General features: G+C 71.2%; 10 protein-coding genes. 3 read left to right on the plus strand and 7 right to left on the minus strand.

Annotated features, from left to right (window positions below; genetic code table 11):
- Nucleotides 1-36 precede the first annotated feature (36 nt).
- The 7 genes from AB0O76_RS18685 to rsmI all read right to left on the minus strand — a co-directional run bounded on the left by AB0O76_RS18685 (nucleotide 37) and on the right by rsmI (nucleotide 7306).
- Complete coding sequence (locus AB0O76_RS18685) at nucleotides 37-1365, minus strand: acyltransferase (RefSeq protein ID WP_365491998.1); 1329 nt, start codon at nucleotides 1363-1365, stop codon at nucleotides 37-39.
- Between the two features lie 197 nt (nucleotides 1366-1562).
- Nucleotides 1563-2450, minus strand: coding sequence for a 4-(cytidine 5'-diphospho)-2-C-methyl-D-erythritol kinase (locus tag AB0O76_RS18690; RefSeq protein ID WP_365492001.1), 888 nt, complete (start codon nucleotides 2448-2450; stop codon nucleotides 1563-1565).
- Nucleotides 2447-3331: a 16S rRNA (adenine(1518)-N(6)/adenine(1519)-N(6))-dimethyltransferase RsmA gene (gene rsmA, locus AB0O76_RS18695; RefSeq protein WP_365492004.1), complete on the minus strand. Its 885-nt coding sequence runs from the start codon at nucleotides 3329-3331 to the stop codon at nucleotides 2447-2449. The genes AB0O76_RS18690 and rsmA overlap by 4 nt, the downstream gene beginning before the upstream one ends.
- Nucleotides 3332-3420: 89 nt before the next feature.
- A complete protein-coding gene (locus AB0O76_RS18700; RefSeq protein WP_365492007.1) occupies nucleotides 3421-4704 on the minus strand; it encodes a ubiquitin-like domain-containing protein in 1284 nt (427 codons plus the stop codon).
- Nucleotides 4705-4839: 135 nt separating this feature from the next.
- On the minus strand, nucleotides 4840-5724 hold the full coding sequence (locus tag AB0O76_RS18705; RefSeq protein WP_365492010.1) for a TatD family hydrolase: 885 nt from the start codon (nucleotides 5722-5724) through the stop codon (nucleotides 4840-4842).
- A gap of 41 nt (nucleotides 5725-5765) precedes the next feature.
- Nucleotides 5766-6200 (minus strand): hypothetical protein, encoded by a 435-nt coding sequence (locus tag AB0O76_RS18710; protein ID WP_365492012.1) that lies wholly within the window; start codon nucleotides 6198-6200, stop codon nucleotides 5766-5768.
- A 194-nt stretch (nucleotides 6201-6394) separates the two neighbouring features.
- Nucleotides 6395-7306: a 16S rRNA (cytidine(1402)-2'-O)-methyltransferase gene (gene rsmI / locus AB0O76_RS18715; RefSeq protein WP_365492015.1), complete on the minus strand. Its 912-nt coding sequence runs from the start codon at nucleotides 7304-7306 to the stop codon at nucleotides 6395-6397.
- 72 nt (nucleotides 7307-7378) lie between these two features.
- Between rsmI and AB0O76_RS18720 the strand changes: the two genes are divergently transcribed.
- The 3 genes from AB0O76_RS18720 to AB0O76_RS18730 all read left to right on the plus strand — a co-directional run bounded on the left by AB0O76_RS18720 (nucleotide 7379) and on the right by AB0O76_RS18730 (nucleotide 12752).
- On the plus strand, nucleotides 7379-9133 hold the full coding sequence (locus AB0O76_RS18720; RefSeq protein ID WP_365492018.1) for a phospholipid carrier-dependent glycosyltransferase: 1755 nt from the start codon (nucleotides 7379-7381) through the stop codon (nucleotides 9131-9133).
- A gap of 153 nt (nucleotides 9134-9286) precedes the next feature.
- Nucleotides 9287-10918, plus strand: a complete 1632-nt coding sequence (locus tag AB0O76_RS18725; RefSeq protein WP_365492021.1) for a penicillin-binding transpeptidase domain-containing protein — start codon at nucleotides 9287-9289, stop codon at nucleotides 10916-10918.
- Between the two features lie 91 nt (nucleotides 10919-11009).
- Nucleotides 11010-12752 (plus strand): penicillin-binding transpeptidase domain-containing protein, encoded by a 1743-nt coding sequence (locus AB0O76_RS18730; protein WP_365492024.1) that lies wholly within the window; start codon nucleotides 11010-11012, stop codon nucleotides 12750-12752.
- Nucleotides 12753-12815 lie beyond the last annotated feature (63 nt).

Below are 12815 nucleotides of genomic sequence, written 5' to 3' on the forward strand. Positions count from 1 at the left end.
TTTGAGGACGAACTCGGCGGAGCCGGTGATCGACGGTCATCGATAGCGCCCCGCCCGCTCCACCAGCAGCCACCCCGCCAGCGCCATCCCCACCGCCACCGGTGCCGTCACCCGCACCGCGATCAGCATCGCCGTACGCCCCTCCAAAAGCCCCCCGAAGCCGACCATCGAGAGGCCAAGGACCCCGAAGAGGCACAGCGTGACCCCCACGGCGGCCGCCGGGCCCGAACCCGGGGCCGGGGTCAACTCCCGGGGCGCCCCCGCCCGTTCGAAGCGGCGGAAGGCTGCGACCAGGATCCCGGTCAGCACTACCGCCGCCGCCATCCGCAAAGGAACCTGCGCCCACCACGCCGCAGACGCGGGCTCCGGCAGCGGTACGTCGAGGGCGAGCAGCATCCCGTAGACACCGAGCATCGCCGTGAGGTGCCACAGGAAGGCCGTCATCGAGATGCCGTTCGCCGTCACCACGCCCCGCCACACCCGGGGCCGCGCGAGCCACCGCGTCGCGGGCCCCCGCAGCAGCTCCACCGCGCCGACCAGCCACATCCCGTGGCAGAGCAGGGCGAAGGTCGGCGGGGCCATGTTCGAGACGCGCTCGCCGGGCATCCCGACCATGGAGAGGGGGTACGGGCCGAGGGCCACCAGCAGGGCGGCGCCCACGAGGCCCGCTCCCGCCAGTGCGGACGGCATCCGCAGCCTCCCGTCCGCCCGCAGGAAACCGAGCTGGTGCACCGCGAGCCAGACGAAGGCGAAGTTGAGGAACTCGACGTACGGAACGTCGAAGGCGAAGCGCGCCGCGTCCACCGCACCCGCCGCCAGCACGAGCCCGCCGAACGCGCCCCACCCGTACCGCTCGTGCAGCCTCAGCAGCGGCGGGGTGAACGCGACCATCGCCAGGTAGATGCCGATGAACCACAGCGGCTGGGCGACGAGCCGCAGCGTCACATCCAGCAACGCCCCGCCCTCGCCGAGCAGTTGGAGCAGCAGCGCGGCCGCGCCCCACACCCCTATGAACACCATGGTGGGGCGGAGCAGCCGCTGGAGCCGCGCCCGCAGGAACGCCGAGTAGACCGAACCGCCCTCCGGGGCCTTGCGGCTCAGCGAGCGGTACGAGAGCGCGTGCGAGAAGCCCCCGACGAAGAAGAACACCGGCATGATCTGCAGCACCCAGGTGAGCAGCTGCAGGTCCGGTACGACGGCGAGGAGGTTGCCGACCTCGGTCCTGCCGTCGTCGCCGACCGTCACGGCGGCCATCAGCCAGTGCCCGATGACGACCGTGCCGAGCGAGGCGACCCGCAGCAGATCGATGTACCGGTCACGCCCGGCGGGCGTCTTCTCGGCCAGTTCGCGAACGCTTGATCCCATACAGGTACGGTCGCGCGAGGCGACGGCCCCGCGTCAGCGCGCACGTACTCAGATCCCGGCCTGAGTATCTGAGCGATCCGCTGGAAGTGCCGCGACATGCCGTCGATCATCTGCGGCACCATCGTGGCTGGTCGCGCCCACGCGGCGGAGCCGCACATGTCGCAGCCCCGCGCCCCTTCGGGGCGCTCCCGAACCGCTCAGAGCGCCACGGCACCCCGAGCCGGCGCCTCCGCCACCCGCGCCGCCCGGCACGAGCCGGACGCAAGCAGCGCGTCGGCAACGCGCCGCGCCGCGTCCGCGTCCTCGGCGAGGAACGCCGTCGTCGGCCCGGAGCCGGAGACAAGGGCCGCGAGCGCGCCCGCGGCGGTGCCTGCCGCGAGGGTGTCCTTGAGGGACGGGAAGAGCGAAAGGGCCGCGGGCTGAAGGTCGTTGACCATGGTCGCGGCGAGGCCCGCCACATCGCCCGTACGCAGTGCGTCGAGCAGCGGCGGGGACGCCTCGGGGTCCGGCGCGACCGGGGTCAGCCGGTCGAACTCCCGGTACACGGCCGGGGTCGAGAGCCCGCCGTCGGCGACCGCGAACACCCAGTGGAAGGCGCCCCCGACCTCAAGCGGCTCCAGCTTCTCCCCGCGCCCCGTCCCGAGCGCCGCCCCGCCCACCAGGCTGAACGGCACGTCGCTGCCCAACTCGGCGCAGATGTCGAGGAGTTCACCGCCGGGCGCCTTCGTCCCCCACAGCGCGTCGCACGCCACGAGCGCGCCCGCACCGTCCGCGCTGCCGCCTGCCATGCCGCCCGCGACGGGGATGTCCTTGGCGATGTGGATGTGCACGTCGGGCGCGATCCCGTACCGGGCGCCGAGCAGTTCCGCGGCCCGTGCGGCCAAGTTCGTACGGTCCAGGGGCACTTGATCGGATCCCGGGCCCTCGCACGTCACCCGCAGTTCGTCCGCGGGCGTGACCGTGACCTCGTCGTAGAGGCCGACGGCGAGGAAGACATTGGCGAGGCCGTGGAAGCCGTCCGCGCGTGCGGCACCCACCGCGAGCTGGACGTTGACCTTCGCGGGAACCCGTACGGTCACGCTCACGCGCCTGCCTCCTTGAGCTCGGCGGCGCCCTTGTGCTCGGCGATGCGCGCGAACTCCTCCACCGTGAGCGCCTCGCCGCGCGCCTGCGGGGAGACCCCGGCCACGACGAGCGCGGCCTCGGCGGCGGCCGCGGACCCGGCCCATCCGGACAGGGCGGCCCGCAGCGTCTTCCTGCGCTGCGCGAAGGCGGCGTCGACGACGGCGAACACCTCGCGCTTCGAGGCCGTGGTCTTGACCGGCTCGGCCCGCCGTACCAGCGAGACGAGCCCGGAGTCGACGTTCGGCGCGGGCCAGAAGACATTGCGGCCGATGGACCCGGCGCGCTTCACGTCGGCGTACCAGTTGGCCTTCACGGACGGCACCCCATACACCTTCGAGCCGGGCGCCGCGGCGAGGCGGTCGGCGACCTCGGCCTGCACCATGACGAGCGTGCGCTCGATGGTCGGGAAGGTGTCGAGCATGTGCAGGAGTACGGGTACGGCCACGTTGTACGGGAGGTTCGCGACCAGTGCGGTCGGGGCGGGGCCCGGCAGCTCGCGCACCAGCATGGCGTCGCTGTGCACCAGCGCGAAGGAGTTCGCCTTCGCGGGGAGGCGGGCCTCGATGGTGGCGGGCAGTGCGCTCGCGAGCACGTCGTCGATCTCTACGGCGGTGACGTGCGCGGCGGTGTCCAGGAGGGCCAGGGTCAGGGAGCCGAGTCCGGGGCCGACCTCGACGACGTTGTCCTGGGGGCCTACCTCCGCGGTGCGGACGATGCGGCGGACCGTGTTGGCGTCGATGACGAAGTTCTGGCCGCGCTGCTTGGTCGGGCGTACGCCGAGGGCGGCTGCCAGTTCGCGGATGTCGGCGGCGCCGAGGAGGTTGCTGGGCTCTGTGCTCACCTGACCAGGTTACGGGGCCCGCGGCATCGAGCTGACGAACAGGCCTTTCCCGTTCCGCCCTGCGGAACGCCTGCCCACAGCCATGCCGACTACAACCGCGCCCCGCAATGCGGCCACGGACTCGCCCCCCGCTGTACGTACAGCTTCTTGGCTCGGTACGTCTGTTCCTGTGCCGGAGCATCCTGGGGGCGGCCCTGGCCGCCGAGGCGCTGCCAGGTCTGGGTGTCGAACTGGTAGAGGCCGCCGTAGGTGCCGGAGCCGTCGACCGCGTTGGGGCGGCCGCCCGACTCGCACCGGGCGAGCCCGCCCCAGTTCAGGCCGTCCGCGCCCGCCACCGAGTTCGGCTGCTGCTTGGTGCCGACCTTCACGATCCGCGTCTGGGGCTCGCGCACCACCTCGGACTTCACCCGGCGCGGCTTCTGTTGGACGCCGTTGACGGTCCGCAGGGCGTAGGTGACCCGCCGGGTGCCCTGATGGCCCGGGCGCTCGACGACCTCCGTACCGCTGAAGAGCGTCGGGTCCTGGGTGCGCCGCACGTCGAAGGGGATCGGCTCCTCGCGCACCTCCTTGCGCCCGGAGATCCGCATCACGGTGATCGTCTGGCCGTCGCGCGGAAAGCTGCCGGGCGCGACGGAGGTCGTGTCCTGGCCGTGCAGGCTGACGCCGGACTCCTCGACCGCCTCGCGCACGGTCGCCGCGTTGGTGCGGATGGTGCGCTCGCGTCCGTCCGCCATGACCGTCACGGTGCGCTCGGTCCGTACGTCGAGGTCGAGACCGCTCCGGTCGATCCGCTTGCTGCGCGATGCCGACAGATAGGCGCCCTCGGCGCGCACGCCGAGCTGCCGCAGCGCGCTGTCGACCGTGCGCGCCGTCGTCCACACCTCGCGCCGCTCGCCGTCGAGGGTGAGCTCGACGGGCCGGCCGTACCGGATGGCGATCTCGTCGCCGCTGGCCAGGGCGGTGTTCGCGGTCGGCGCCACGATGTCGTGGGCGCCGAAGTCCACGCCCTCCTCCTCCAGGAGCTCGTCCACGTCGTCGGCGAAGGTGTGCAGCGTGCGCGCCTTGCCGTCGACCGTGAGCTGCACGGCCTTGTCATCGGCGACGAACGCGGAGGTGCCGCCGGCGAGGAAGGCCACCACGAGGGCCTGCGGCAGCAGCCGCCGCAGCGACTCGGGCCGCTCAGAGACGCTCTTCCTGCGCCGCGCGGCCCGCCGCGCCTGGGCCCGGCCGCCGACGGGGCGCGGGGCGTCGACGGGGCGCGGGGCGTCGACGGTCTCGGGCCCGGTGGACTGCCGGGGGAAGTGCTCGCCGGGCTCCGGAGCAGGGGGCGGCGCGGGGGCTCCGTACGACGTCCCGTACTGCGCATGACTCACGACGACGCTCCACGGTTCTGGTCCGGATCGGGCGAGGCGGACAGAACCTAGCGGAGCGATCGTCACTCTCCAAAGCACTGCGGATACGCAGTGTCGCCGCACTGCCCTGAACTATGGGGCTTTAGGCGTTATCGGTCAGTAATCAAAGGCGCGCGCGGTGTTCACGGAGATCGCCTCGGCCATGGCGTCCTCGCCGATGCCCCGCACCTCGGCCATGGCCCGCAATGTGACCGGAATGAGATACGGCGCGTTAGGCCGTCCGCGGTAGGGCGCGGGCGTCAGGAAGGGGGCGTCGGTCTCCACCAGGACGAGTTCCAGCGGGGCGACGGCCAGGGCGTCCCGAAGACCCTGTGCGTTCTTGAAGGTCATGTTGCCTGCGAAGGACATGAAGTAGCCGTGTTCCGCGCACACTTGGGCCATCTCCGCGTCGCCGGAGTAGCAGTGGAAGACGGTGCGCTCGGGGGCGCCCTCCTCCTTCAGGACGCGCAGCACATCGTCGTGGGCCTCGCGATCGTGGATGACCAGGGCCTTGCCGTGCCGCTTGGCGATCTCGATGTGGGCTCGGAAGGACCGCTCCTGGGCCTCCTTGCCCTCGGGCCCCGTGCGGAAGTAGTCGAGGCCGGTCTCGCCCACGCCCTTGACGTGCTCAAGCGCGGCAAGGCGGTCGATCTCGGCGAGGGCGGCGTCGAGCGCCGCGTCGCCGCCCGCCTCGCGCGCGCCCTGCCGGGACCAGCCGTCGGGGTCTCCGTGCACGATGCGGGGCGCCTCATTGGGGTGCAGGGCGACCGTGGCGTGCACGGCGGCGTACGCGGCGGCCGTCTCGGCGGCCCAGCGCGACCCCGCCACGTCGCAGCCGACCTGCACGACCGTCGTCACGCCGACCGCCGCGGCCTTGGCGAGCCCCTCGTCCACCGTGCCCGACTGCATGTCGAGGTGGGTGTGGGAGTCGGCGACCGGTACCCGCAGCGGTTCGGGCAGCGGCGGCGCGGCGTTCTTGGAGTCGGCGTCGTTGGAAGGCATGCCCCGATCCTACGAAGGGCCCGATCCTGCGAAGCGGGGTGTCATCCCGCCTTGCGGTGGTGGAAGGGGTGCAGCAGGGCCGACAGGTGCCAGTGGTGGTGCTTGGGCTCCCCCTCACCGGCCGCCTCCGCCGCGTCCGGCTCCTCCGGCTCCTTGTGCGCCGGCCTCGGCGCGTGAGACCGCTGGATCAGATCGAGCACCGACGAAACCTGCCCGGCCCGCATGATCCGCACGACGTGACCGTCGCAGTTCAGGCACGTCGGCCTGGACAGCGGCGACGGCACATACCGGCCGTCCGCCACGTAGAGCACGAACTCCTTGCCCTTGGCGTCGACGTGATGCTCGATCTCGTACGACTGTTCCCAGCCGTGCCCGCAGCGCATGCAGGCAAAGGCGTACGACTCGTGAGCAGTGTGTGTCGCGGTTGTCGCGGTGGACGCCGTGGTGTCGTGACCGGTGTCGGCGATCTCACTCATGCCAGCTCCTCTTGTCCGCTGGACAAGCGCCGTCCGACCGGGGCTTTCCTCCCGGCCGGCAGCGTCGGGACGGGTGCGTCCCTTTGACCAGTGGACGCTTTTCCCGGAGCGAGCGCATCAGACCTGTCGAGCGTTGAAGGCGATTTGGCCTTTCATTGGCCTTCAGGCCCGGTGCGCGGCCCGCACTTTGCCTTTCACGATAGTCCTTTGCCCTCTGATGGGGCGCTCTGAGCCGCATTCTTTGCCGCGACGACGGCATCGAAGACCTCGCGCTTGGGTAGCCCCGCCTCGGCGGCGACGGCGGCGATCGCCTCCTTGCGCCGCTCCCCCGCCTCCTCGCGCACCCGCACCCTGCGCACCAGCTCGTCGGGGCCGAGTTCGCCGGGGCTCTTCTCGGGGGCGCCCTCGACGACGACGGTGATCTCACCGCGCACTCCGTCGGCGGCCCACTCCGCGAGCTCCTTCAGCGAACCGCGCTTGACCTCTTCGTACGTCTTGGTCAGCTCGCGGCAGACCGCCGCCCTGCGCTCGTCGCCGAACGCCTCGGCCATCGCGGCGAGGGTGTCGTCGATGCGGTGCGGTGCCTCGAAGTAGACGAGGGTGCGCCGGTCGTCGGCGACCTCCTTCAGGCGTGAGAGGCGCTCGCCCGCCTTGCGCGGCAGGAACCCCTCGAAGCAGAAGCGGTCCACGGGAAGCCCCGAGAGCGCGAGCGCCGTGAGCACGGCGGACGGGCCCGGCACGGCGGTCACCTTGATGTCGCGCTCCACGGCGGCCGCGACCAGGCGGTAGCCGGGGTCGGAGACGGAGGGCATCCCGGCGTCCGTCACGAGCAGCACCCGCGCACCGCCCACCAGGGCCTCGACAAGGTCGGGCGTACGGGCCGTCTCATTGCCCTCGAAGTACGAGACGACACGGCCGCCCACCTGCACGCCGAGCGCCTGGGTGAGCCTGCGCAGGCGCCTGGTGTCCTCGGCGGCGACGACGTCCGCCGACTCCAGCTCGGCGGCGAGCCGCGGCGGCGCGTCCGCGACATCGCCGATGGGCGTGCCTGCAAGGACGAGGGTTCCGGGGGACTGGTTTTCTGGGGAGTGGGCGCTTCCTGTCACGGTTCCATCCTCGCAGGGGCCTGGAGGGCCCAGGAGCGGGACTCACACAGTCGGGTTCCCTACGATGGCGCGGTGACCAGTACCGCGTCTTCCCCGGACACCCGCCAGGGCCAGGCAGCCGAGGAGCAGCAGCCGTCGTGGCAGCGCAGGCTGCGCCGCTTCGGCTATGTGGCGCGGCCCAGAGGCAGCGACGACGTACGGGCCCGTCTCGTCCCCGCGTACACCGAGCCGAGCCCACGGCTGTGGGTGACGCTCGGGGTGCCGAAGGCGACGGCGGATCTGCTGGTCAAGTGGATGGGCTGGATCGGCCCGCTGCTGATCACGCTGGTCGCGGGTGTCATGCGGTTCTGGAATCTCGGCAGCCCGAAGGCCGTGATATTCGACGAGACGTACTACGCCAAGGACGCCTGGGCGCTGATCCACCGGGGCTTCGAGGTCAACTGGCCCGAGAAGGTCAACGACACCGTCCTGGCGCAGGGCAGCGGCGTCAAGATCCCCACGGACGCCGCATACGTCGTGCATCCGCCGGTCGGCAAGTACGTCATCGGCATCGGCGAGTGGATGTTCGGCTTCGATCCGTTCGGCTGGCGCTTCATGACGGCGGTGCTCGGCACCCTGTCCGTCCTGATGCTGTGCCGGATCGGGCGGCGGCTCTTCCGCTCCACGTTCCTGGGCTGTCTGGCAGGCGCGCTGCTCGCGGTGGACGGCCTGCACTTCGTGATGAGCAGGACCGCGCTCCTCGACCAGGTCCTGATGTTCTTCGTCCTCGCCGCGTCCGGCTGCTTCCTGATCGACCGGGACAAGGCGCGGGAGCGGCTCGCGGCGGCGCTGCCGACGGACCCCGACAGCACGGACGGTGTCGTACGTCCCGACGCGTACGTAGCGGAAACGGTGCGCCTGGGGTGGCGGCCGTGGCGCTGGGCGGCCGGGCTCTGCCTGGGTCTCGCCTTCGGCACCAAGTGGAACGGCCTGTACATCATGGTCTTCTTCTGCTTGATGACCGTCCTGTGGGACGTCGGCGGCCGCCGGGTCGCCGGGGCAGCGCGCCCCTACCGCGCGGTCCTGAAGCGCGACGTGTTCCCGGCGTTCGTCTCGACGGTGCCGGTCGCGCTCGGCACGTACGTGCTGTCCTGGCTCGGCTGGATCCTCTCCCCGACCGACGGCAGCGGCGGCTACTACCGCAACTGGGCGGCGACGGACGGCAAGGGCGGCGACTGGACGTGGCTGCCGGACTGGCTGCGCAGCCTGTGGCACTACGAACACGCGGTGTACGAGTTCCACGTGGGGCTGTCGTCGCCGCACACCTACCAGTCCAACCCGTGGAGCTGGATCGTCGACGGCCGCCCCGTCTCCTACTTCTACGAGTCCCCGCTGCCCGGCAAGGACGGCTGCCCCGCCGACACCGCCGAGAAGTGCGCCCGCGAGGTCCTCGCGCTCGGCACCCCGATGCTGTGGTGGGCGGCGGGCTTCGCGCTGCTCTACGTCCTGTGGCGGTGGGCGTTCCGCAGGGACTGGCGGGCCGGGGCGATCGTGTGCGGGATCGCGGCGGGCTATCTGCCCTGGTTCATGTACCAGGAGCGGACGATCTTCTTCTTCTACGCCGTCGTCTTCGTGCCGTTCCTCTGTCTTGCCGTGGCGATGATGATCGGCGCGATCATCGGTCCCGCGGGCTCCAGTGAACGGCGACGCGTGGTGGGCGCGGCGAGCGCGGGCGTCCTCGTGCTGCTGATCCTGTGGAACTTCGTCTGGTTCTGGCCGATTTACACGGGCCAGGCGATTCCCATCGATTCCTGGCGGGCCAGAATGCTGCTCGATACCTGGGTGTAGCGCCATGGGTGCAGTGACATGAGTGTAGGGCGCACCTTGGACACCTTCGGATAACAGCCCGCTCATCTGTCACCTCCTCCCCTTAAAGTCGGGGCGAACGACTTTCCGTGTTCATTCGGATACGGGAAGGCTCCTGGGGAGGGGAAGCGCGTCATGCGCAAAGGGGTAAAAGTCACCCTGGTCGGCGGGGTGTTCGCGGTCATGGTCGGGGGCGCCGGGTACGGCGCGTACAACTTGGTGAACGGCGTGACCGGGGGCGACGGTGCGTCCTCGTCGGGCCCCGAGGCCGTGCGGACGGGGCAGCCGACGGACAAGGAGACCGCGGAGACCGCCGGAAAGTTCCTCGCCGCGTGGGCGAAGGGCGACGCCGAGCAGGCCGCCTCGTACACGAACAACGCGGAAGTGGCCTCGCTCCTCCTGACCGGCTACCGCGAGGACGCGCACCTGACGAAGGTGAAGCTCACCCCGGGGAAGGCCACCGGGACGCGGGTGCCGTTCTCGGTCGAGGCGACTGTCACGTACGAGGGGAAGTCCAAGCCCTTCGCGTACGACTCCGAACTGACCGTCGTCCGGGGCGTCACCACCGGCCGTGCGCTCGTCGACTGGGACGCGTCCGTCGTCCACCCGGACCTGGAGGACGGCGACACCCTGCAGACCGGAGAGGCCGCCGCGCCGCCCATCGAGGCGGTCGACCGGCACGGCGAGGTCCTGGACAAGAAGGACTATCCGTCGCTCGGCCCGGTCCTCGACCAGCTGCGGGCGAAGTACGGCGAGAAGGCGGGCGGCACGCCCGGCGTCGAGCTCTACGTCCAGCACGAGACCGAGGACGAGGGCACCGAGACGCTCCTCACGCTCGCCAAGGGCAAGGCAGGACAGCTGGAGACGACGCTGAGCGCGCCCGCGCAGAAGGCGGCCGAGAAGGCGGTGGCCGCGCACGCGGAGTCGTCGGTGGTCGCCGTGCAGCCGAGCTCCGGCGAGGTCCTTGCGGTCGCCAACCACCGGGCGGACCAGTTCAACGCGGCGTTCGAGGGCAAGCTGGCCCCCGGCTCCACGATGAAGATCGTCTCGGCGGCGATGCTCATCGACAAGGGCGTGACGAGGGCGGGCGGGCCCGCGCCCTGCCCGGCGACCGCGACCTGGCAGAGCCAGACCATCAAAAACCTGCCGGGCCTGGCCCCGAACGAGAACGCGACCCTCGCCGACAGCTTCGCGCGCTCCTGCAACACCGCGTTCGTGAAGCTCGTCGACGAGGAGGGCATCACCGACGAGTCCCTCACCGAGGAGGCGCAGAACCGGTTCGGCCTCGGCCTCGACTGGAAGGCGGGCGTCCGGACGGTCGACGGAACGGTCCCGGCGTCCCCGGGACCCGACCGCGCGACGAACATGATCGGCCAGGGCGAGGTCCAGCTGAACCCGCTCAACCTCGCCTCGGTCACGGCGACCGCGATGACGGGCACCTTCCGGCAACCGGTCGTCGTCGCCCAGTCCCTGGACGACCGCGAACTGGCCCGGGCGGACGGCCTGCCCGCGTCCACCGTCAAGCAGCTGCGCCAGATGATGAACCGCACGGCGGTCAGCGGCACCGGCGCGGGCGCCATGTCCAAGCTCGGCGGGACCATCGGCGCGAAGACCGGCTCGGCGGAGGTCGACGGCCAGGCGAAGCCCAACAGCTGGTTCACCGGCTACCGGGGGGATGTGGCGGCAGCCGCGGTGGCCCAGGAGGGCGGTCACGGCGGCGACACGGCGGGTCCGATCGTGGCGGCGGTGCTGGCTGCGGGCAGCTGAGGGACGAGTGGTCGGGGGCTTCCTGAAAGCCCCCTAGGGTGGGGCCGTCCGGTGAGGAGCTGGGGGGCTCTGGGGAATCTGCGGAGGGTTTGTGGGCAAGCGAGGGCGCGCCAGCGAGCGCAAGGGCATCAACAGCATCACGGGTACCACCGGCGCGAAGAACGCCAAGGTGCACCCGGGCGTGCTCGGCGGCGCCGCCGCTGTGGTCGTGTGCGGGTTGGGCTTCGCCGCGTACAGCCTGATGGGCGGCGGCTCGTCCGGTGACGACGGCGGCCCGACGGTCGACGAGAAGCCGGTGGCCGCGGGCCCGCCGACGGCCTCCGAGGTCCGCGCCACCACCCGGGGCTTCCTCGCCGCATGGGAGAAGGGCGACGTGGCGGGCGCCGCCGCGCTCACCGACGACCGGACGGCGGCGAAAACCGCGCTCACCGCGTACAGCAAGGACTCCCACCTCACCGAGGTGAAGCTGACGCCGGGCAGGCGGGCGGGCGCGAAGCTGCCGTTCTCGGTCACGTCCACGGTCTCGTACGAGGGAAAGTCCAAGCCCTTCTCCTACGACTCCGAGCTCACCGTCGTGCGAAGAAAGCACGACGGCAAGACACTGATCGGCTGGCAGCCCTCGGTCGTCCACCCCGAGCTGAAGGAGGGCGACCGCCTGGTCACCGGCGAGGCCGGCGACCCGCCCATCAAGGCGGTCGACCGGGACGGCGCGGAGCTGACGGCGAAGAAGTACCCCTCCCTCGGCACGGTGCTCGACTCCCTGCGCGAGAAGTACGGCGAGAAGGCGGGCGGCACGGCGGGCGTGGAGCTGCGCGTCGTACGCAAGGGCAGTGCGAAGTCGGCCGAGAAGTCGGCGACGACGAAGGACGACGCGAAGGCGACCCCCGACAAGACGCTGCTCACGCTCTCGCCGGGCACGCCGGGCACCCTGAAGACGACGATCGACGCGTCGCTCCAGTCGGCGGCCGAGAAGGAGACCGCGAAGCGGAAGCAGGCGTCGGTGGTCCTGGTGAAGCCCAGCACGGGCGAGATCCTGGCGGCGGCGAACTCCAAGCCGGCCGGCTTCAACATCGCCTTCCAGGGGTCGCTGGCCCCCGGCTCGACGATGAAGGTCATCACGTCGTCGCTGCTCCTGGAGAAGAAGCTCGCGGGGGTGGACAAGAAGCACCCGTGCCCGAAGTACGTGACGTACGGCGGCTGGAAGTTCCAGAACGACGACAAGTTCGAGATCAAGGACGGCACGTTCCGCGCGAGCTTCGCCCGTTCCTGCAACACGGCTTTCATCAGCCAGGCCAAGAAGCTTCAGAACGACTCCCTCACCAAGCAGTCGCAGGAGGTCTTCGGCCTCGGCCGCGACAACTGGTCGATCGGTGTCCCGTCCTTCGACGGCGGCATCCCGGTGCAGAGCGACGCGCAGATGGGGGCGTCGCTGATCGGCCAGGGCGGGGTCCGCATGAACCCGCTCAACATGGCGTCGGTGGCGGCCACGGTGAAGTCGGGCACGTTCAAGCAGCCGTACCTGGTCTCGCCGGACGTCGACGACCGCACGCTGGCGACGGCACCGCGCAAGATGTCGGGTGCGACGGTGGGGGCGCTGCGTGACCTGATGCACTACACGGCGGTGGCCGGGACCGCGGTCGAGCCGATGTCCGGGCTCGGCTCCGACATGGGCGCGAAGACCGGCTCCGCGGAGGTCGACGGCCAGAAGAAGCCGAACGGCTGGTTCACGGCGTACCGCGGCGACCTGGCCGCGGGCGCGGTGGTCCAGGAGGGCGGCCACGGCGGCGAGTCGGCGGGGCCGCTGGTGCGGGCGATGTTCTTGGCGGGGCAGTAGCACCCGCTCCCTCCGGTATCCAAAGCCTGCTGTCCGGTATACGGATACACGGTCGCGTGCCCC

Origin of the sequence: Streptomyces sp. NPDC086554 (genome assembly GCF_040686095.1) — a bacterium.
In the GTDB taxonomy this organism is placed as follows: domain Bacteria; phylum Actinomycetota; class Actinomycetes; order Streptomycetales; family Streptomycetaceae; genus Streptomyces.

Bases quoted from the DNA above. Each gene is read 5' to 3' on its own strand.
- AB0O76_RS18705 (WP_365492010.1), bottom strand. From the start codon at position 5,724: ATGCCTTCCAACGACGCCGACTCCAAGAACGCCGCGCCGCCGCTGCCC.
- AB0O76_RS18685 (WP_365491998.1), bottom strand. From the start codon at position 1,365: ATGGGATCAAGCGTTCGCGAACTGGCCGAGAAGACGCCCGCCGGGCGT.
- AB0O76_RS18710 (WP_365492012.1), bottom strand. From the start codon at position 6,200: ATGAGTGAGATCGCCGACACCGGTCACGACACCACGGCGTCCACCGCG.
- AB0O76_RS18725 (WP_365492021.1), top strand. From the start codon at position 9,287: ATGCGCAAAGGGGTAAAAGTCACCCTGGTCGGCGGGGTGTTCGCGGTC.